16 protein-coding genes are annotated in these 20,798 nt (G+C 60.0%); 2 read left to right on the plus strand and 14 right to left on the minus strand.

Going from position 1 to position 20,798, the window contains the following annotated elements; translation table 11 throughout:
• Positions 1 to 47: 47 nt before the first annotated feature.
• The 14 genes from PMI18_RS01445 to gcbA form a co-directional block, all read right to left on the minus strand.
• Positions 48 to 2,825, minus strand: coding sequence for a hybrid sensor histidine kinase/response regulator (locus PMI18_RS01445; RefSeq protein WP_007907412.1), 2,778 nt, complete (start codon positions 2,823 to 2,825; stop codon positions 48 to 50).
• A gap of 99 nt (positions 2,826 to 2,924) precedes the next feature.
• Positions 2,925 to 4,220, minus strand: a complete 1,296-nt coding sequence (gene purD, locus PMI18_RS01440) for a phosphoribosylamine--glycine ligase (protein ID WP_007907414.1) — start codon at positions 4,218 to 4,220, stop codon at positions 2,925 to 2,927.
• 187 nt (positions 4,221 to 4,407) lie between these two features.
• A complete protein-coding gene (purH, locus tag PMI18_RS01435; RefSeq protein WP_007907416.1) occupies positions 4,408 to 6,015 on the minus strand; it encodes a bifunctional phosphoribosylaminoimidazolecarboxamide formyltransferase/IMP cyclohydrolase in 1,608 nt (535 codons plus the stop codon).
• Positions 6,016 to 6,097: 82 nt separating this feature from the next.
• Positions 6,098 to 6,418 carry a DNA-binding transcriptional regulator Fis gene (gene fis / locus PMI18_RS01430; protein WP_007907419.1) on the minus strand — a complete coding sequence of 107 codons (321 nt, stop codon included), beginning with the start codon at positions 6,416 to 6,418 and terminating at the stop codon, positions 6,098 to 6,100.
• On the minus strand, positions 6,415 to 7,425 hold the full coding sequence (dusB, locus tag PMI18_RS01425) for a tRNA dihydrouridine synthase DusB (protein ID WP_007907421.1): 1,011 nt from the start codon (positions 7,423 to 7,425) through the stop codon (positions 6,415 to 6,417). The genes fis and dusB overlap by 4 nt, the downstream gene beginning before the upstream one ends.
• 185 nt (positions 7,426 to 7,610) lie before the next feature.
• Entirely contained in the window at positions 7,611 to 8,831 is a 1,221-nt protein-coding gene (locus PMI18_RS01420) for a DUF3426 domain-containing protein (RefSeq protein WP_007907424.1), read from the minus strand.
• A 30-nt stretch (positions 8,832 to 8,861) separates the two neighbouring features.
• Entirely contained in the window at positions 8,862 to 9,740 is an 879-nt protein-coding gene (gene prmA, locus PMI18_RS01415; protein ID WP_007907426.1) for a 50S ribosomal protein L11 methyltransferase, read from the minus strand.
• 256 nt (positions 9,741 to 9,996) lie between these two features.
• Entirely contained in the window at positions 9,997 to 11,355 is a 1,359-nt protein-coding gene (gene accC / locus PMI18_RS01410; RefSeq protein WP_007907428.1) for an acetyl-CoA carboxylase biotin carboxylase subunit, read from the minus strand.
• A gap of 17 nt (positions 11,356 to 11,372) precedes the next feature.
• On the minus strand, positions 11,373 to 11,834 hold the full coding sequence (accB, locus tag PMI18_RS01405) for an acetyl-CoA carboxylase biotin carboxyl carrier protein (protein WP_007907430.1): 462 nt from the start codon (positions 11,832 to 11,834) through the stop codon (positions 11,373 to 11,375).
• A gap of 49 nt (positions 11,835 to 11,883) precedes the next feature.
• Positions 11,884 to 12,336 carry a type II 3-dehydroquinate dehydratase gene (gene aroQ / locus PMI18_RS01400; protein WP_007907431.1) on the minus strand — a complete coding sequence of 151 codons (453 nt, stop codon included), beginning with the start codon at positions 12,334 to 12,336 and terminating at the stop codon, positions 11,884 to 11,886.
• 132 nt (positions 12,337 to 12,468) lie between these two features.
• The gene (locus PMI18_RS01395; RefSeq protein WP_007907432.1) at positions 12,469 to 14,229 is read right to left on the minus strand and encodes a protein-disulfide reductase DsbD; all 1,761 of its coding nucleotides are present in this window, start codon (positions 14,227 to 14,229) and stop codon (positions 12,469 to 12,471) included.
• Between the two features lie 156 nt (positions 14,230 to 14,385).
• On the minus strand, positions 14,386 to 14,748 hold the full coding sequence (locus PMI18_RS0129870) for a hypothetical protein (RefSeq protein ID WP_007907433.1): 363 nt from the start codon (positions 14,746 to 14,748) through the stop codon (positions 14,386 to 14,388).
• A gap of 368 nt (positions 14,749 to 15,116) precedes the next feature.
• Entirely contained in the window at positions 15,117 to 17,066 is a 1,950-nt protein-coding gene (locus PMI18_RS01390; protein ID WP_007907434.1) for a methyl-accepting chemotaxis protein, read from the minus strand.
• A 48-nt stretch (positions 17,067 to 17,114) separates the two neighbouring features.
• Positions 17,115 to 18,785 carry a diguanylate cyclase GcbA gene (gcbA, locus tag PMI18_RS01385; protein ID WP_007907439.1) on the minus strand — a complete coding sequence of 557 codons (1,671 nt, stop codon included), beginning with the start codon at positions 18,783 to 18,785 and terminating at the stop codon, positions 17,115 to 17,117.
• A 289-nt stretch (positions 18,786 to 19,074) separates the two neighbouring features.
• Here gcbA and PMI18_RS01380 point away from each other — a divergent pair, with 289 nt between their 5' ends.
• Both PMI18_RS01380 and PMI18_RS01375 read left to right on the plus strand, forming a co-directional pair.
• Positions 19,075 to 20,142, plus strand: coding sequence for a DUF2333 family protein (locus tag PMI18_RS01380; protein WP_007907442.1), 1,068 nt, complete (start codon positions 19,075 to 19,077; stop codon positions 20,140 to 20,142).
• A gap of 3 nt (positions 20,143 to 20,145) precedes the next feature.
• Positions 20,146 to 20,715, plus strand: coding sequence for an NUDIX hydrolase (locus PMI18_RS01375; RefSeq protein WP_007907443.1), 570 nt, complete (start codon positions 20,146 to 20,148; stop codon positions 20,713 to 20,715).
• Positions 20,716 to 20,798 lie beyond the last annotated feature (83 nt).

The following is a 20,798-nucleotide window of genomic DNA, read 5'->3' on the forward strand; positions in this document are numbered from 1 at the left end:
TGCAAAAATGATCTGGGCTGTCTAAGCGCAAACAAATATCTGTCGATTCACGACGGTTGAGTCGTGGCGCGATTCTGATGATCACGCTGGGCAACCCAATGCTCGATCAGGTCACGCAGTTGCGACAACTCGACCGGTTTGGCCATGTGCCCGTCCATGCCGGCCTGGCGCGCGCGCTCTTTGTGTTCGGCGAGGATGTGTGCGGTCAATGCCACCACAGGGGTGCGAATCCGCTGGTTGCCGACTTCCCAGGCACGTAGCTGCTGGGTGGCGGAGAAACCGTCGAGGATCGGCATTTCACAATCCATCAGCACCAGGTCGTAGCGCTGGGCCTTCATCGCCATCAGGGCTTCTTCGCCATTGCTGGCGGTGTCCGGTTGCAGGTTGAGCTTGCCCAACATGCCGCGTATGACCTTGGTCGAGATGTTGTTGTCTTCGGCTACCAGGATGCGGAAATCGCTGGGTACCTTGACCGGAAGGGTCGGGCCGGTGGGCAGGTGCTGCGAGACGGGCAGGCCTTTGTTGCGCTGGTTCAGCTCGTCCGCCAGCGTGGTCTTGAGGGTATAGCCGGCTACCGGTTTGGCGAGAATGCGTTTGATCCCGCAATTACGCGCGATGATCTTGCTCGGGGCATTGCTGATACCGGTGAGCATGATCAATAGAATGTCATGGTTCAGGCTCGGGTCTTCCTTGATCTTGGCGGCCAGTTGCATGCCGGTCATGCCGGGCATGTTCTGGTCCAGCAGGACCACGTCGAAATAATCGCGCAAGTGGGCCTTGGTGCGCAGCAGCGCCAGGGCCTCCTTGCCGGATGGTACGGCACTGACGCTCATGCCCCAGGCGCTGCACTGCTGCACCAGCACCTTGCGACAGGTGTCGTTGTCGTCCACGACCAATACGCGTGCGCCTTGCAACGGGCCGTCCAGGTCCGAGGTCGGGTGTTCGAGACGGTCCGGGTCCAGTGGCAGGGTCAGCCATAATGTGCTGCCCTGGCTGGCGCCGCTTTTGATGCCGAATTCCCCCTGCATCAAACGGATCAGCTGACGGGCGATGACCAGCCCAAGATTACCCCCCAGGCTGGTGGCCGAGAGAAAGTGCTTGCTGTGCAGTTCGGCATGCATCAACGCGTCGCGCTCTTCCGCCTCCATGGGTTGGCCGCTGTCTTGCACAGCGATGCGCAGCCGCGGTTTGGCGCTGCGTTCATCCAGGGCGACAACGATCAGGATCTCGCCTTCGTCGGTTTTCTTCAGAGCGTTTTCCAGCAGGCTCAGCAGGGTCTGGCGCAGGCGCGTTGGATCTCCGCTGATGACGCGTGGTACCTGTGGCTGGATAAAACTGATCAGCTCGACGTTCTGCTGTTCGGCCTTGGCGCGGAAGATGCTCAAGCAGTCTTCGATCAGGGCGTTGAGGTCGAACTGCACGTCGTCCAGTTCGATCTGCCCGGACTCGAGTTTGGAGATGTCGAGAATTTCGTTGATCAGTGTCAGCAGCTCGTTGCCGGCGCTGTGGATGGTCTGCACATAGTCGCGTTGCTTGACCGACAGCGGTGTGCCCAGCAGCAGTTCGGTCATGCCCAGCACGCCATTCATCGGGGTGCGGATTTCGTGGCTGATTTTTGCCAGAAATTCGGCTTTGGCGTTGATCTCGGCGTTGCTGGCGGCCAGGTCGCGACTGACGCTGAAGCGGTCTTCGGTGATGCTGCGCTGTCGCTCGCCCAAGGCAACACTCATCAACAGGCCGCTGATGCAGATAAACACCAGCAGAATGATGATCAGGCCTTGCGGCGCGACAAGGGTCAGCCCCTGCAGCGCGGGCAGGATAATCAATGTGCCGAGGTTGAATACCACCATGGCCGCCACGAACAGGCGCGCCGGGCGATAACCTTTTTGCCAGTGATGGACACTGACGAACAACATACTCAGGCCGGCCAGGGCAACCAGCACGTACGTGATGAGGTTCAGCGGCAGCGTGTTGACGAACAACAACAGCAGACCGCAGACCACAATGAACAAGATGTCGCCCAGCAGCAACTTGTTCAGTGGGTGTGGGCCGAGCGGGGCGAAGAAACGGTAGGCGAACATCAGGCCGCAAGGTGCGGTCAGCAACAGGGCGAGGTAGGCTCCGGGTGTCTGCAAGGCGGGCCAGTTCGGTAACCATGGGCCGGCCAGATTCAGCAGCAACACGAGGCTGAGCAGCAACAATACTTCGCACGCCGCCAGCCAGAGGCAGCTGCGTGAACGGGTATAGGCATAACGGGTCAGGTTATGCAGGATCAGCATTGCGATGCAGCCAAAGAGCAGCCCGTAGATCAGCGTCAGGTTCTGAGTGGCCGCGGTCATGACCGCCGATTGCAGGGTGATGTAAGGCCGCAACTGGTGTTCGGAGACCAGCCGCAAGTAGACGTCGAGGGTTTTGTCGCTTTGTGGCAACGGCAACATGAAGTCGCTGCTGGGGAGGGGGCGCCTGGTCTGGAGCTGTCCGGTACCGGTATTCAATTGATCAATCAGTTCGTCGCCGTCGAGCACATACAGATTGAGGTGCGACAGGTCCGGTGCGAACACTCGCAGCAACTGTTCGTGTTTGCCGGGCGCGAGCCTGAAACGCAGCCATAGTGCACCGTCGGGCGCGGCTGCGGTAAGGCGGTCGAGTTCGATGGGGCTAAATTGATTGGTGTAGCGGCTGGAGCGGATGTCGCTTAGCTGCAAGTCGCCCTGTTCGTCGAGCAATACTGCCCAGCCACTGCCTTGCGCGGCTTGGGCCGGGAGCATGCAGAGCAAGGTCAGCAGAGTGACGGTGAAGCCTATGGCAATCCTGAGCCAGCGCACGGCGAAATCCCTTCGTAGGTTGATGCCAGAGTATAACTATGCGCGGCGTCGGAATAGTCAGGCAAGGGCCGCAAGCCCTTGCCTGGCCGAATAGATGGCTTATTCCTGATTTTCGCCACGCTCGCGGGCAATGGCACGGTAGCCAATGTCCTTGCGGTAGAAGCAGCCTTCCCAGTCGATTTTAGCCGCCAGTTTGTAAGCCTGCTGCTGGGCTGCGTCGACGCTGGTGCCCATGGCGGTTGCGCACAGCACCCGACCACCGGCAGTCACCACCTGACCGTCCTTTAGCGCAGTGCCGGCGTGGAAGACTTTGCCTTCCAGTGCCGCTGCTGCATCCAGGCCGTTGATGGCAACACCTTTGACGTAGTCACCCGGGTAACCGCCAGCGGCCAGTACGATGCCGACGCTCGGACGTGGATCCCATTGCGCTTCGACCTTGTCCAGCGCTTGCGCCAGCGCCGCTTCGACCAGCAACACCAGGCTCGACTGCAAACGCAGCATCACCGGTTGCGTCTCAGGATCGCCGAAACGGCAATTGAACTCGATGACTTTTGGGTTACCAGCCTTGTCGATCATCAGGCCGGCATAGAGGAAACCGGTGTAAATGTTCCCTTCCTCGGCCATGCCACGCACGGTCGGCCAGATCACCAGGTCCATGACCCGCTGATGGACTTCGGCCGTGACGACCGGGGCCGGGGAGTAAGCGCCCATTCCGCCGGTGTTCGGGCCGGTATCGCCGTCGCCGACGCGTTTGTGGTCCTGGCTGGTGGCCATCGGCAACACATTCTTGCCGTCGACCATGACGATGAAGCTGGCTTCTTCGCCGTCCAGGAATTCTTCGATCACCACGCGAGAGCCGGCGTCGCCAAACGCGTTACCTGCGAGCATGTCGCGCACCGCGTCTTCGGCTTCGCCCAGGGTCATGGCGACGATCACGCCTTTACCGGCGGCCAGGCCATCGGCCTTGATCACGATCGGTGCGCCTTTTTCACGCAGATAAGCCAGGGCTGGCTCGATCTCGGTAAAGTTCTGGTAGTCGGCGGTCGGGATCTTGTGGCGCGCCAGGAAGTCCTTGGTGAAGGCTTTCGAACCTTCCAGCTGAGCAGCGCCCGCGGTCGGGCCGAAGCAATCCAGGCCACGGGAGCGGAACAGATCGACGACACCGGCGACCAGCGGCACTTCCGGGCCGACGATGGTCAGGGAAACGTTCTGTTCGGCAAAGTCAGCCAATTGTTCAAGCGCCAACACGTCGATAGCGACGTTCTCGCACTTGGCTTCAATGGCGGTGCCGGCGTTGCCCGGGGCAACGAAAACTTTCTGCACGCGCGGATCCTGAGCCACTTTCCAGGCCAGGGCGTGTTCACGGCCACCGCTGCCAATGATCAAAACATTCATTTCAAAAACCTCGGATGACGCTAATTCTGTGGGGGCAGCCTGGGCTGTCTGGCTAACGGTACGCGGCATCCGCCGCTGCACCAAACCTGTAGGAGCGAGGCTTGCCCGCGAAGGGATCGCCGCGGTGCATCAGCCAGACCGAGGTGAGGCCTTCGCGGGCAAGCCTCGCTCCTACAAGAGCAAGAAATCAGTGACGGAAGTGGCGCATGCCAGTAAAGACCATGGCGATGCCAGCTTCATCAGCAGCAGCAATCACTTCGTTATCACGCATCGAGCCGCCTGGCTGGATCACCGCAGTGATACCGACCTTGGCCGCGTTGTCGATGCCGTCGCGGAACGGGAAGAATGCATCCGATGCCATGACCGCGCCCTGTACCTGCAAGCCAGCGTGTTCTGCCTTGATCGCAGCGATACGCGCGGAGTTCACGCGGCTCATCTGGCCAGCGCCGACACCGATGGTCTGACGGTTCTTGGCGTAGACGATGGCGTTGGACTTAACGTATTTGGCGACTTTCCAGGCGAAGATCAGGTCATTGATTTCCTGTTCGGTCGGCGCGCGCTTGGTTACCACTTTCAGGTCTTCGCTGCCAATCATGCCGATATCGCGGCTCTGTACCAGCAGGCCACCGTTGACGCGTTTGTAGTCCCACGCAGCAGCGCGATCAGCCGACCACTCGCCGCAGGCCAGCAGGCGCACATTGGCTTTGGCAGCCACGATGGCGCGAGCTTCTTCGCTGACGCTAGGGGCGATGATCACTTCGACGAACTGACGCTCGACGATGGCCTTGGCGGTTTCAGCATCCAGCTCACGGTTGAACGCAATGATGCCGCCGAACGCCGATTCGGTGTCGGTGGCGTAGGCCAGTTCATAAGCCTGGCGGATGCCGCCTTCGGCGTCCGGGCTCACGGCCACGCCGCACGGGTTGGCGTGCTTGACGATCACGCAGGCTGGCTTGACGAAGCTCTTCACGCATTCCAGCGCGGCGTCGGTGTCGGCCACGTTGTTGTACGACAGCTCTTTGCCTTGCAGCTGGGTGGCGGTGGCGATGCCGACTTCCGCAGGTTTGGCTTCAACGTAGAACGCCGCGCTCTGGTGCGGGTTCTCGCCGTAGCGCATTTCCTGAGCCTTGACGAACTGGCTGTTGAAGGTGCGCGGAAACTCGCTGCGACCTTCGGTGCTGAGGGTTTCAGCCGCCTGGTTCACGGTGCCCATGTAGTTGGCGATCATGCCGTCATAGGCGGCGGTGTGTTCGAAGGCCTTGAGCATCAGGTCGAAACGCTGAGCGTAGGTCAGGCCGCCGGCCTTGAGGCTTTCCAGGACGTTGGCGTAATCGCTGGCATTCACCACGATAGCTACGTCTTTGTGGTTCTTGGCTGCCGAACGGACCATGGTCGGGCCGCCGATGTCGATGTTCTCGATGGCGGTCGGCAGGTCGCAGCCTGGCTTGTTGATGGTGGCTTGGAACGGGTACAGGTTGACCGCAACCAGATCGATCGGCTTGATGCCGTGCTCGTTCATGATGGCGTCATCGATACCGCGACGACCGAGGATTCCGCCGTGGATTTTCGGGTGCAGGGTTTTCACCCGACCGTCCATCATTTCTGCGAAACCGGTGTAATCCGCGACTTCCACTGCGGCAACGCCGTTGTCGCGCAGCAGCTTGAACGTCCCGCCGGTGGAGAGGATCTCGACGCCCAGGGCTTCGAGCTCCTTGGCGAATTCAAGGATCCCGGTCTTGTCGGAAACGCTGATCAAAGCGCGGCGGATCGGCAGGCGGGTAGTCTGGTCGGTCATTTCAATTTCCATCAAAAGCAAGGGAAGTCAGCAAAAAAGGCGACCGGTTTTACGCGGGCGCCTTTCTGGTTTGATTGAATGCTTACAGCAAATCGTACTGCTTGAGTTTCTTGCGCAGGGTGCCCCGGTTCAGCCCGAGCAGCTCACTGGCTTTGGTCTGGTTGCCCTTGACGTAGTTCATCACGCATTCGAGCAGGGGAGCCTCGACTTCGGAGAGCACCAGGTTGTACACATCCGTGACGGCAGCGCCCTCAAGGTGGGCGAAATAATTGTGCAGCGCCTTCTCGACACTCCCGCGAAGGGTCTGACCTTCTTCGCTCGGCGTATTGAGGTGCTGTTTCAAATTCACGTTGTCGCTCACGGGTGTTGTTCCACTCACTAAAGTCTCGGTCATCATCGTCATGCAGCCACCCCTTCTCCGTCCCCTGTCAGGCTCTTGTAGCGTTCGGCGAAGAAGGCCCGAACGTAGGCGCATTGTGCTTCCGTATCTTCCAAACGATTGAAGTGGGCGCGAAACTCCCTGGCGCCCGGCAAGGTTGCGAGATACCAGCCCACATGCTTGCGAGCTATGCGCACGCCCATGACGTCGCCGTAGAAGGCATGCAGCGCGGCCAGATGCTCAAGCAGAATACGTTCCACCTCGATCAGTTCCGGTGCCGGGAGCTTTTCGCCGGTACGCAGATAATGGTCGATCTCACGAAAAATCCATGGCTGCCCCTGAGCAGCCCGCCCCACCAACAGGCCATCGGCACCGGTCGCGTCGAGCACGTACCGGGCCTTCTCGGGCGAATCGATATCGCCATTGGCGAAGACCGGAATCGACACCGCCTGCTTGATCGCGGCAATGGTGTCGTACTCGGCTTCACCGGTGTACAGGTCTGCACGGGTGCGGCCATGCACCGCCAACGCTGTAATGCCTGCCTGTTCGGCAATCTTCGCCACGGTCAGGCCGTTCTTGTTCGCCCGGTCCCAGCCGGTGCGGATCTTCAGGGTGACCGGCACATCGACTGCGGCCACCACGGCCTGCAGGATCTCGGTCACCAATGCTTCATCTTTCAACAGCGCGGAGCCGGCGGCCTTGTTGCAGACCTTCTTCGCCGGACAACCCATGTTGATATCAATAATCTGGGCGCCCAGTTCGACGTTGGCCCGGGCTGCATCCGCCAGCATCTGCGCATCTCCACCGGCGATCTGTACCGAGCGGGGCTCGGGATCGCCTTCGTGGATCATGCGCATCCGCGATTTGCGGGTGTTCCATAAGCTCATGTCGCTGGTGACCATTTCCGAGACTACAAGGCCCGCGCCCAGTCGCTTGCACAGCTGACGAAAGGGCTGGTCGGTGACACCCGCCATGGGGGCGAGAATCAAGCCGTTGTGCAATGTATATGGACCGATGCGTACCGCCGACATAGGACTTCCCTGTTGTGGGGCCGGATCATGAGAGTTCGAAAAAGGGTTGGCATGATACCCGCTCTCGATGACTGGATAAAGGCTGAATTGAACAAAATCTGAACAGTAATTTTGTTATCGCCAGCGGTTTGGTACGAGTGATCAAAGTCAGAAATATGCCGTCAAGCCTGCAACACTTGAGCGTTTCACTCGGGGGAATGAAAGCTCAGGCTGTAGTTCACCGCTTTGGGGCCGGGGTCGAGAATGTCCAGCGCGATGTGGATCGGCGTTTGTGGTGGCATTTCCGCCAGACCTTCGAGGTCGCCGTTGAGGTACTCGCCGGGCTTGAAGCGACGGCTGGCGATCAGGTGGCCGTTGAGATCGGCAAAGCGCAGCTCAAGCAGCGGGAAGGGCTGGGAGAAGGGCGCACGGTTGTAGATGATGGCATCGACCACCAGGGCGCCGTTGAAGTCCGGGTGGCTGCGGACCACCAGATTGCTGCTTTTGACTTTCGCGATGTCGACTTTGGACGGCACGGTGCAGCCGATGTGCGGGCACAGTTGCTGGAACCACGGCCGGTACTGGTCCTGGCGTGCCAGTTCGTCGAAGTGATAGGCGATGTATTGGCCAGCGAGGCCTGCGGTGCCGAGCAGGATCAGCAGTAGCCAGAAAAAGCGCCGGCCCCAGGGTGAGCGACGTTTTTGCCAGTCCAGTTGCAACGGATCGTCGGTCAGGTCCTCCAGCTCTTCCGCGCGCAGGGCCGGTCCGTTGCGTTCGCGTCGCTTGCGCAGGGGCTCGACCGAGGGCAGATCGTCGTCGATCTCATCGGTGGTCGCCGACAACCCCCCAAAGGGGATCGGGGCGTCGAGCGGGTCGTGCAGGCGCAGTTGTTGTATCTCGGGCTCGTCGTCCAGCTCTACGGGCGCAAGCGACAGCAAAGGTTCGGTGCGCGAGTGTTTGCTTGGCTCGATCGTCGGTTCTGGTGCGGGCGCGTCGAGAGTTTGTGCGCGATCGGCGGCCGATTCACTGAAGAGGCTGTCGGACCAAGGCTCCTGATCCTGCTCGGTGGTATCGCGGCGAGCGCTGAGGCTGTCTTCGCGGGGGCGAGTGAATTCCGTTGTTGGCTGGATTTCCCGTTGTTCAAGCCGGGCGAGCTCTTCGTCCAGATCCAGGCTGTCCAGATCCATTTCTGCAGCGGTCCATTGCTTTTGGCTAATGGCTCGCTGCACGGGCGGTTCGACGGACGCCGGTGCAACCGGTTTGACCGTCTCTTTGCCGGCCCGCTGTTCGAGTAACTGCTTGGCGGCATTGAACACCTGCAAGCACGAGCCGCAACGAACCACTCCACGGGCCACGCTCAACTGAGCATGGCTGACGCGGAAGCTGGTTTGGCAATGCGGGCACTGGGTGACGAAGCTGTCGGTCATGCGGCAATCCGGTTTATGCAGGCGCTCATTCTAGCGCCGACGGCCAGTAATGCGTACCCAGCCGTCGCGATTGGCAATCGGATCCAGATCGAAGTCCTGAGCGTAGGCAGCGGCGACTTCTTCACCTTGTTCGGCGAGGATGCCCGACAGTGCCAAACGACCGCCCGGCTTGACCAGGCTGGACAGCTGCGGCGCCAGCGAAACCAGCGGGCCGGCAAGAATGTTGGCGACCAGCACGTCGGCCTGAACCTGCGGCAGGTCTTGTGGCAGATACAGCGGGAAGAGTTCGTCAGCAATGTTGTTGCGCCCGGCGTTATCGCGGGAAGCCTCCAGCGCCTGCACGTCGATGTCGGTGCCGACGGCTTGCTTGGCGCCCAGCAACAGGGCGGCAATCGCCAGAATCCCCGAACCGCAACCGAAGTCGAGCACGTTGCAACCTTTCAGGTCCTGGCCGTCGAGCCATTCCAGGCACAGGGCGGTGGTCGGGTGAGTACCGGTGCCGAACGCCAGGCCCGGGTCCAGCAGCAGGTTCACTGCGTCTGGCTCAGGGGCTGCGTGCCAGCTCGGGACGATCCACAGGCGCTGACCGAAGCGCATTGGCTGGAAACCGTCCATCCAGCTGCGTTCCCAATCCTGGTCTTCGATGACTTCGCTGTGATGCTCGGGCAGCGGGCTGCCAGTCAACAACTCAAGATGGGCCAGCACGCTGGCAGCCTCGGTGCCACCTTCGAACAAGGCCAGCAGGTGCGTGTGCGACCACAGCGGGGTGGTGTTGAGTTCAGGCTCGAAAATCGGCTGATCTTCGGCGTCCATGAAGGTGACCGACACGGCGCCCACTTCAAGGAAAGCGTCTTCGTAGGTTTCGGCTTGTTCTGGGCTGATGGCGAGACGGACTTGCAGCCAAGGCATGGCGGGCACCTTTGAAAAATATTGATTGCAGCCTAGCGGGCTGCGAGAAGCGCGCAAGTTTACGCGAGCGCGAGGCAGAAGACGACAAGACCGATACATGCGTGCTCTTCGTAGGAGCGAGGCTTGCCCGCGAAGAACGATGACGCGGTAAGTCTGAAGCACCGCGGCGTCTGGTTCGCGGGCAAGCCTCGCTCCTACAAAGAGCACAGAAACAACAAAGCCGCTCGAAAGCGGCCTTGTTGGTATGGATCACAGCTTAATGCTTTTCGCCAGCCAGCTTGTGTTCCAGGTAGTGGATGTTGATTCCACCTTTGCAGAAGCCTTCATCACGGACCAGATCGCGGTGCAGCGGGATGTTGGTCTTGATCCCGTCGACAACGATTTCGTCCAGCGCATTGCGCATGCGCGCCATGGCTTCGTCACGGGTTGCGCCGTAGGTGATCAGCTTGCCGATCAACGAATCGTAGTTCGGCGGAACGGCATAGCCACTGTACAGGTGCGAATCGACGCGAACGCCGTTGCCGCCTGGGGCGTGGAAATGCTTGACCGTGCCTGGGCTAGGCATGAAGGTTTTCGGGTCTTCGGCGTTGATCCGGCATTCCAGCGCGTGACCACGGATAACGACGTCATCCTGGGTGTACGACAGCTTGTTGCCAGCGGCGATGCTGAGCATTTCCTTGACGATGTCGATGCCGGTGACCATTTCCGATACCGGGTGCTCTACCTGCACACGAGTGTTCATCTCGATGAAGTAGAAGTGGCCGTTCTCGTACAGGAACTCGAAAGTGCCGGCGCCACGGTAGCCGATGTCGATGCACGCCTTGACGCAGCGGGCGAGGACTTCCTCGCGCGCGTTCTCGTCGATGCCCGGTGCCGGCGCTTCTTCAAGAACCTTCTGGTGGCGACGTTGCAGCGAGCAATCGCGGTCACCCAGATGGATGGCGTGGCCCTGGCCATCGGAAAGTACCTGAACTTCCACGTGACGTGGGTTGGTCAGGAATTTTTCCAGATAGACCATCGGGTTGCCGAACGCTGCGCCCGCTTCGGAGCGGGTCAGTTTCGCCGAAGAGATCAGGTCTTCTTCTTTGTGCACCACGCGCATGCCGCGACCACCGCCGCCGCCAGCGGCTTTGATGATCACCGGATAACCGACTTCGCGACCGATGCGCAGAGCGGTTTCTTCGTCTTCAGGCAGTGGGCCGTCGGAACCCGGAACGGTTGGAACACCGGCGGCGATCATGGCGTGCTTGGCCGATACCTTGTCGCCCATCAGGCGAATGGTCTCGGCTTTCGGGCCAATGAACGCGAAGCCGGAGTTCTCGACCTGTTCGGCAAAGTCGGCGTTTTCCGCAAGGAAGCCGTAGCCTGGGTGGATGGCGGTAGCGCCAGTCACTTCAGCGGCGGCGATGATGGCCGGAATGTGCAGGTAAGAGTGCGCGGCCGAGGCCGGGCCGATGCAGACGGATTCGTCAGCCAGGCCCAGGTGCATCAGCTCTTTGTCGGCCTTGGAGTAAACGGCGACAGTCTTGATGCCCATCTCTTTGCAGGCACGCAGAATCCGCAGGGCAATCTCACCGCGGTTGGCGATCAGAACTTTTTCCAACTTCGCAGTCATCAAAGTTTCTCCGCGGTTCAAACGATGGTGAACAGCGGTTGGTCGTACTCAACCGGCTGGCCGTCTTCGACGAGGATGGATTCGATCACACCGCTGGCTTCAGCTTCGATGTGGTTCATCATCTTCATGGCTTCGACGATGCACAGAGTGTCGCCTTTCTTCACGGTCTGGCCGACTTCAACGAAGGACGGCGAGGACGGCGAGGATTTGCGATAGAAAGTACCGACCATCGGCGAACGGGCAACGTTGCCGTTCAGCGTTGGGGCAGCCGGCGCGGCAGGTGCAGCAGCGGCAACCGGAGCGGCAGCAACAGGCGCAGGCGCCGGCGCATGCATCGGAGCGGGAGCGTAGTACTGCTGAGCCGGCGTCTTGCTGTGACGGCTGATGCGTACGGACTCTTCGCCTTCCTTGATCTCGAGCTCGTCGATACCGGACTCTTCCAGCAATTCGATCAATTTCTTAACTTTACGGATATCCATGAATCATCAACTCCCAAAGGTCGGTCAGGGGGCGTTTAACGCTTGTTGTTCAAGCTGTTGCCTGTTTTTCAAGCTGCTCTAGGGCGGCCTCCAGGGCCAGTCGATAACCGCTGGCGCCAAGGCCGCAGATCACTCCCACCGCAACGTCGGAGAAGTAAGAGTGATGGCGGAAAGGTTCGCGTTTGTGCACGTTAGACAAATGCACTTCGATGAATGGGATGCTCACTGCCAGCAGCGCGTCACGTAATGCGACACTTGTATGCGTAAAAGCTGCTGGATTGATCAGAATGAAGTCCACACCTTCGCCGCGAGCAGCGTGGATGCGATCGATCAATTCGTACTCGGCGTTGCTTTGCAAATAGAGCAAATGGTGGCCGGCATTGCGCGCCCGCTGTTCCAGATCCTGGTTGATTTGCGCCAGGGTGGTAGCACCGTAGACGCCCGGTTCCCGGGTGCCGAGCAAGTTCAGGTTGGGGCCGTGTAAAACCAATAGGGTCGCCATCTGCTGCTCCTTTGTCATCTGTGTGCAATTGTCAGAACCCGGCGACTATGCCGCAAAGCCTTTGTGACTGTCCAGTTCTATGCAATAGCCAGCACGATGGCCGATGTTTACGCGAAATATATGACCGGGCAATTAAATCCGGTCATTTGCTTTCGCAACACGTTCGGCGAAATTTTTTGCGCTGATCTCGCCGATCACCCGCACATCGACACGTTCGACGCCATCTTTGCCAAAAAACATCAGCGCCGGAGGACCAAATAGCTTGTAGCGGTCGAGCAGGGCGCGTTGTTCGGCGTTGCTGGCGGTGATGTCGAAACGGATCAATCGATAACCTTTGAGGCGTTCGACGACATTGGCATCGGTGAGCACTTCGTGTTCGATGACTTTGCAACTGATGCACCAGTCGGCGTACCAGTCGAGCAGCAGCGGCGTGCCGGAGGATTTTGCTTCGGCGAGGACGCGGTCCAGTTCGGCTGGAGTGGTGATGGTCTGCCAGTTGCTGGGTTTTTGCGGTTGATCGTTGCCAGTGACAATGCGCGGCTGGCCGATGGGGTTGAGGGGATTGCTTTGGCCGCTGAACGCTCCGTACCAGCAGGCCAGCGCGTAAAACAGCAAGAGCAGCCCGAGCAGTTGTGCCAGGCGCTCTCTTGGTGGTTTGTAAACAAACTCCAGTGCCCCGAGAAACAAGCCTACACCGCCCCATAACAGTCCGATCAGCACCAGCGTTACCGGGCCTGGCAGCACTCGGCTCAGCAGGCCGAGGGCGACGCTCAGCAACATGATGCCAATGATGTTCTTGACCATGATCAGCCAGGGACCGCTTTTGGGCAGCCATGCGGCCCCGCCGGTAGCCACCAGTATCAGCGGCAGGCCCATGCCAAGGCCGATCATGAGCAGTTTCAACGCACCCCCTACGGCATCGCCGCTGGCGCTGATATAGAGCAAGGCGCCGACCAGTGGTGCGGAAACACACGGAGAGACCAGCAAGCTCGAGACCACGCCCAGCACCGCCGCCCCCCATAGCGAACCGCCTTGAGTGCGGCCGGCAATTCGGTTCAGGCGACTGCTGATGGTGTAGGGCAGTTTCAACTCGAAGACGCCGAACATGGCCAGGGCGAAAAGGGCGAAAAACGTTGCGAACGGCACCAATACCCAGGCCGATTGCAGTCGAGCCGGAAGATTGAGCTGGGCGCCGAATAGGCCCATTAGCGCACCGAGAGAGGCGAAGCACGCCGCCATTGGCAGCACATACGCCAGGGACAGTTTGAAACCACGCAATCCGCCCACCTGATCGCGCAACACCACACCGGATAGAATCGGCAGCATAGGCCATACGCATGGCGTAAAGGTCAGACCCAGGCCGGCAAGGAAAAACAATGCCAGTTCGCTCCAGCTCCAATTGGCCGTGGTGGGGGTGTTACCCGAGACTGCGGCGCCGCTGCCATCAATACTCAGGCGCTCGGTCTCGGGTGGGTAGCACAGGCCTTTGTCGGCGCAGCCCTGATAGGTCACGGCCAGCGTAAAGGCGCGGGAATCAGTGCGCGGCAGTTCTATATCGAGAATGCCGTGGTAAACCTCGACATCGCCGAAGTATTCATCGTGCTTTTGTTCGCCCTTGGGCAATTGCGCCGCGCCGAGGCCAATGTCGGCCGGTTCGGCGCGAAACTGGAAGCGATGGCGATAGAGGTAGTAACCCTCGGTGGCGACGAAGCGCAGCTTGATTGATTGCGGCGTGCTTTCTACCAGGCTCAACTGAAAGGCTTCGCGCACCGGCAGGAAATCGGCGCTGTTGTTGATCGAGCCCAGGGTGGAACTGGGCCGACTCTCCAGCAACCCGGCGGCGGAGGCCGGCAGGGCGAGCACTAATAACAGCAGGCAAAGCAAACGGCGCATGACAATCTCGCGTATCGGAATTGGGGGCATGATAGCGGACGCAAGCGTGTGTTGCCTCGTAACCCGGATCTGTAGGAGCGAGGCTTGCCCGCGAAGAACGATAATGCGGTTTAACAGAGGGACCGTGTAATCGTTCTTCGCGGGCAAGCCTCGCTCCTACGGCATTCCGCTGGAGTGGTTGCACAGGTTGATTGTTACAGGCGTGTAGTGGGTGTTGTCGGTATGTCGAAACAGCGTGCTGCTGTGATACTCATAGACTTCCTGGTTGGTCGACACATTGATGACCGAGCCTTGGAGATCGACCTTTATGGCTGGATCTCGGGTGACCAGAAACGGACCGGCAGTCTTGAGTTCAGACGCTATTTGTTCGTCGGATGGCAGCTCGCGATAGACATAGTATCGATAGCTGAACGGCACTGTCGCTCCGCCTCGATCATCCTTGATGCCGTAGATGAAGCCATGTTCGCCAAGGGGCAGTTTGAGTACAACATCGGTCAACACCGGGGCGCTGGAAGACATAAGCCATGTCCCGCCTATGTAAGCCAGGCATACCGCCAGCAGGCAGGTGGTGACTATTGTGTATGCGTTTTTTTTAGTAGTTCCTGAGCCGGGCATACCTGACTAATACCAATCCGTTAAGCGGTAATGCGATCTGTAGCAGCTGCCAAGCTTGCGAGGCTGCGTTCGGCTGCGCAGCAGTCGTGAATACGGCTGATGCGGTCGGCCTGGCATTCCGCGACTGCTTCGCAGCCGAACGCAGGCTTCGCCAGCTGCTACAAAGAGTGTGTCGCGGCTGAAAATAGCATTAGTCATACCTGACTCCTTTTTCGATCCATTCCTGATCCGCAGGATCATCACCAAAAGGAGCCTCGTTCCACCAGCTTTTTTTAAACCCGAAATGCCTGCACCGCCGTATGCAGCTGTCCACCCAGCAGCAACAAATTCTCCCCTTGCTCACGCCCCTCACCAATCCTTAGCAAGTTATCCCCACCCAATTGGTGAATCCGCTCACTGTGATCACGGATTTCGCTGACAGCGCCGCTCTGTTGGGCGGTGACATCGGCGATGCGCACGGCGGTGTCGGAAATGGTCTGGATCGCCCCGACGATTTTATCCAGCGCGCCATCGGCCGCCTGAGCCTGATTGGCCGTGGCTTCGGCGTGTTCGACCTGGGCACGCATGCCTTCGACCGATTGCCGCGCGGCGGTTTGCAGGCCGGCGATCAGCGTCTGGATCTCGGCCGTGGCGCCTGCGGTGCGTTGCGCCAGTGAGCGAACCTCTTCGGCCACCACCGCAAACCCTCGGCCCATTTCTCCGGCGCGGGCCGCTTCGATGGCGGCGTTCAGGGCCAGCAGGTTGGTCTGGTCGGCAATCGAGCGGATCACCGTCAGCACACCGCCGATGGTCGCCGACTCCTCGGCCAGATGTTCGATCATTTGTGCGTTGCCTTGCACTTCGCCCACCAACGCATGCAGCCCGGTGAGGCTCAGGCCGATCACTTTCTGACCGTGTTCCACCGCAAGTCCAGCATTACGACTGGCATCGGCAGCCTGGCTGGCGTCACCGGCGACTTGTTGAATCGTCGCCTCGAGTTCACCGAGAGAATCGCGGATCAGCGCGGTGTCGCCGGCCTGATGCTCGGCGCCGCTGTGCAGGTCATTGCTCAATTCGGCCAACGTTCGGCTGCTGCCGGCGACTTGCTCGGCGTTGAGGCGAATGGTGCCGACCAGATCGACCAGATAGGCGCGCAAGCGATTGAGCGAGGCTTGAATGTCATGCAGTTCGCGGTTGGTCGCGCCCAGTTGAATGTCGCGGCTGAAGTCACCTTCGGCCCAGGTCGACAGCGCAGGGGCGAGGTTGGTCAGGGTTCGTGCCAGGCGTCGCTGCAAGGTATCGATGAGCAATGCGATCAGCAGGATCAGCCCGATCATCACCCCTTGCATCAACCGTACTTCGCTCTGGATCTGCCCGTGCTGGGCACGCACCACCGGTTCCAGCCCGGCGATGGACTGTTGCACGGCGGCGATTTTCAAGTGCGTCGCGGTGCTGAGGTCGGCGCGTTTCTGGATCTGTTCGCGAGTGCGCGCCAGTTCCGAGGGGTAGCGGGTGAGCAGGCTGTTGAGTTCGCGTTTGAGGCCGACGCCGGCATCTTCGGCGACGGTTTTCTCGGTGTTCTCCAGCCCCATCATCGCAGCGAAATCATCGGTGTTCGATTCGGTGCTGGCGGTCACGCCAAGTAGCGGTAAGGCCTCCAGTTGCTCGGCTTGAGCACGGATGTTGGCGACCTCGCGTTCGACATCGGCGGCCAGTTCGCTACGACCACTGCTGACCAGTTTGTCCCGGGCCAGTGACAATTTGCCCAGGTGCTGGGAGGCGACCAGCAATGGCGTCAAGTACGCCGCATTACCGCTGGCGTATTGGCTGAGCTGATCCAGGCTGGCGCCGAGTTCGCGTTCGGCTTGCAGCAGCAGTGCTTGCGGGTCACCCGCGAGTTTGCCAGCGGCCAGCAGGTCGGTTTTGCTGAACTCAGTCAGGTTCGACAGGCTCGGACGCAAGGTGTCGGCCAATGCCGGTGGCAACGCACCGAGTTCCTTTTGCAAGGCGTCGATGGCCTGGCTGGCGCTGCTCAGGCGCAGGGCATCGCCGCTGGCCAGGTAGTCCTCGACGTTGCGCTCCACTTCATTTTGAAACTGCTGAGACAGGCCCAGATAACGCTCCATCAATAGATAGGGGCGTTCCAGAGCTTTTTGCGACCACCAGAGCGTGGCGCCAAGGGCCACGCACACGGCGACCAAAAGGAGGGTATTGAGATTGGTCAACAGCTTCAGGCGCATCATGGTCTACCAACGGCAGAATGGTAAGTGCCTGAAGTTATTGCGTTTCTGTTACAGAGTTATGACCGAATGGGTCGATTCCGATGAAAAAGTGGCACTTTGCTTTGATTCCCGCGCGGCTTGTACGCGGTTACGCCCGGCGTTCTTCGCACGGTACAGCGCCTCGTCGGCCTGGCTGGCCATCATCAGGCTGTCAGAGTCTTCGCGCAATTCGACGACACCGGCGCTGAAGGTGCACCAGAGGTCCTGCGGCTGAGCGGGGTAGTGAATTTCGGCAAAGCGCTGACGGATTTCATCGAGCACCTTGTAGGCCGATTCGATATCAGTGTCTGGCATCACGATGGCGAACTCTTCACCGCCGTAACGACCGATGAAGTCGGTCTTGCGCAACCGTTGCTTGAGAAATAGCGCCAGGCTCTTGATCACCCGGTCGCCCATGGGATGGCCGTGACTGTCGTTGACCCGTTTGAAGTGGTCAATGTCGAGCATCGCAAAGCTCAGCGGCTTGCTTTCGCGACGGGCGCGGAATGAACAGTCTTCGAGCAATTGCAGAATGTGGGTGTGGTTGTACAAACCGGTCAGGCTGTCGCGCACCATCCGCGCTTTCAGATTGCGCGCACGCGCCGCGCGGTTGCGCACGGTGGTGATCAGGTGCCGTGGCTTGATCGGTTTGGTCAGGAAGTCGTCGCCGCCCTCGCTCATGGCGTCGAGCTGCTTGTCCAGGTCGTCTTCGGCTGACAGATAAATGATCGGCACGCTGACATAGCGGTCGTTATGCCGGATCACCTTGGCCAGTTCGGTACCGGTGCAGGCCGGCATGTACATGTCGAGGATGATCAGGTCCGGCTGGAAATCCGCCAGTTCGGCCATGGCCTGGATCGGTTCGATCAAGGTCCGCGTGACGATCCCGGCGCTGTTGAGCAGGCGTTCGGTGTGCAAGGCCTGGGCGCGGGAGTCGTCGATGATCAGCACTTTATAAGGTTCGTACTGGGCGACGCAGGTCAGGACTTCGATCTTTTCCAGCAGGCTCGAGGCTTCGAGGGTGCCGGTGAGAAATTCCTGGCCCCCGGCACGCACGGCGGCGAGGCGGGTCGGGGTATCGGTTTCGTGCAGGCTGAAAAACAACAGCGGCAAGGGCTGATCGAGACCCTCCTGGGCTTCAGCCGCCAGTTTCAGGCCAATGCCGGCGCCACTGAAGTCGACGTCCATGACAATCGCCGCCGGCAACCGCTCGACCATCGAGGAGCGGAACGCGGCGACACTGTCGAGGGATTGAGCGCTGAGCCCGAAGAATTCAAGTTGCTTGGCCAGCCGCTCGGCCCGGTCGTGATCCTGCAGCATCACGTAGATCGGTTTGCGCAGCGGCGGCAGAAAGGTGTGTTCGAACTGATCGCCATGGCGCAGGCCGGTGCGGGACAGGCGCTGCATCAGGCGATTGAGGTCGGTGATCAGCCCGCTGCTCAGACGTCCGCGGTTGGCGTCCACCGCTTCCAGCGACTGGCCGATGTGGCGCGCCAGCTGGGTGTGTTCCGGTTGTTCGAAACGTTCGGCAAAGCGCAGCAAGCGCAGATTGGCCTCACTCAACTCCGACAAGTCGGTGGTGGACCATTCGTTGCGCTGTAGACGTTGCCATATCTCAAGAATCTGACGTGCCTGATGAATGACCCGCTGGGCAAAGTGGTGCTTGAGGCGCTCACGGCTGGGGTCTTCTGGCTCGGTCATATCCTGACTACTAGTTAGGGTGCATGCTGAGATCGACTGGTGGCTCTATGCTAGCACCTCTTTTCGATTGCATGAGTGTCGTACGTCAATAATCTGCAAAGCGACTTCATTCAATTTCTGACCGACTGGTCGCATAGGCTCAGCGCTGTGCTTCATTTATAGTGACAGCTCGACTGCAGTCATTGTGTGGCTCGCTGTGACGCGCAGGATTTAATGCGCGGCAAATGACGCACGATGGCGTAGGGTTGTGGTCGAACCGATGAACTCAAGTGATTGAAAGGATATCGCCATGCTGGACTGGAAGAACCGCACAGGCAGCGCGCCTGAGCGTGCCGCTGAACCGAAATCGGCCACCCGCAGTTATTTTGGCGGCCTGTTGTTCAGCCGGGCGCTGGCTACTCTGATTGTTCTTTACCTGTTGGTGGCGATCGCGCTGGGCTGGTACTGGAGCCAGGAGCCGGCGCTGTTCCCGGTTCAGCAGAATGCCCAAATGGCGGCCGAGAAAGAAGGCAAGCAGATGGTGGTCGGGTACACCACGGTGGAAACTCTCAAGACCGTCGCTGGCACCCTGCTGACCAAGCCGGGCGGCTATATTTCCAACGACCGTTTCCCGCCGGGGCTGTGGATGGATAATACGCCGAGCTGGGAATATGGCGTGCTGGTCCAGGTCCGCGACCTGAGCCGTGCGCTGCGTAAAGACTTCGCCCGCTCGCAGTCGCAGTCCACCGAAGACGCCGACCTGGCCAAGGCCGAGCCACGTTTCAACTTCGACAACAAAAGCTGGGTGCTGCCATCCAGTGAGTCCGAGTATCAGGAAGGCATCAATTCCCTGAGCCGTTATCAGGCTCGCCTGTCCGATCCAAGTCAGAAAAGCGCGCTGTTCTACGCCCGTGCCGACAACCTGAATAACTGGTTGGGCGATGTCGGTACCCGTCTGGGGTCGCTGTCGCAGCGACTGTCGGCCAGCGTCGGCCGGGTCAAGCTCAACACCGCACTGAAAACCGAAGTCCTGGCCCCGGGTCAGGTGCCACAGGTCGACGAAGAAATCGTCGAAACCCCGTGGCTGCAGATCGACAATGTGTTCTACGAAGCCCGCGGCCAGGCCTGGGCGTTGTCCCATCTGCTGCGCGCCATCGAAGTCGATTTCGCCGATGTGTTGGCGAAGAAAAACGCCACGGTCAGCGTGCGCCAGATCATTCGTGAGCTGGAAGCCTCGCAAGAACCGGTCTGGAGCCCGATGATCCTCAACGGCAGCGGCTTTGGTGTGCTGGCCAACCACTCGCTGGTCATGGCCAATTACATCTCCCGGGCCAACGCCGCGGTGATCGATTTGCGTCAATTGCTCAATCAGGGCTGAGTCATGGTCGATAGCTCCGTCGATGACATGCGTGAGGCCGCCCATCGGGCGGCTTCCGATGCCGAACAGATCGCCTGGGTCGACGAGCAGGACAACCTGCTCGGCGCTCTGGTCCGCTCCGAGCTGCGCGAACGCGAGCTGATCGGTCGCGGTACCTACATCATGCTGTTCAATTCTGCCGGTGAACTGTGCGTGCACCGGCGCACCCTGAGCAAAGCGATATACCCCGGTTATTGGGACGTGGCGGCCGGCGGCATGGTGCTGGCCACTGAGACTTACGCCGAATCGGCGGCCCGTGAGCTGGAAGAAGAGCTGGGCGTGAGCGGTGTAGAACTGACCGCCCATGATCACTTTTTCTTCGAGGACACCGGCAACCGACTCTGGTGTTCGGCGTTTTCGGCGGTGTGGGACGGCCCGTTGATCCTGCAACCGGAAGAAGTGCTAGAAGCGCGCTTCATCCCGATCGATCAGGTTCTGCTGGAAATCACGCAGAAGCCTTATTGCCCGGACTCTCTGGCGGCCTTGCAGCGCTATCTGCGCGCCCAAGGGAATAACGTCGCAAAAGAGCTATAAATTGGCGCCGATTGGCTCTTAGCAATCGGCGTTTTTGTCGTTACACTGCGCGACCTTTTCACGCTGAACCGGTAATGCTTGTT

This window comes from Pseudomonas sp. GM102 (assembly GCF_000282555.1).
GTDB lineage: Bacteria > Pseudomonadota > Gammaproteobacteria > Pseudomonadales > Pseudomonadaceae > Aquipseudomonas.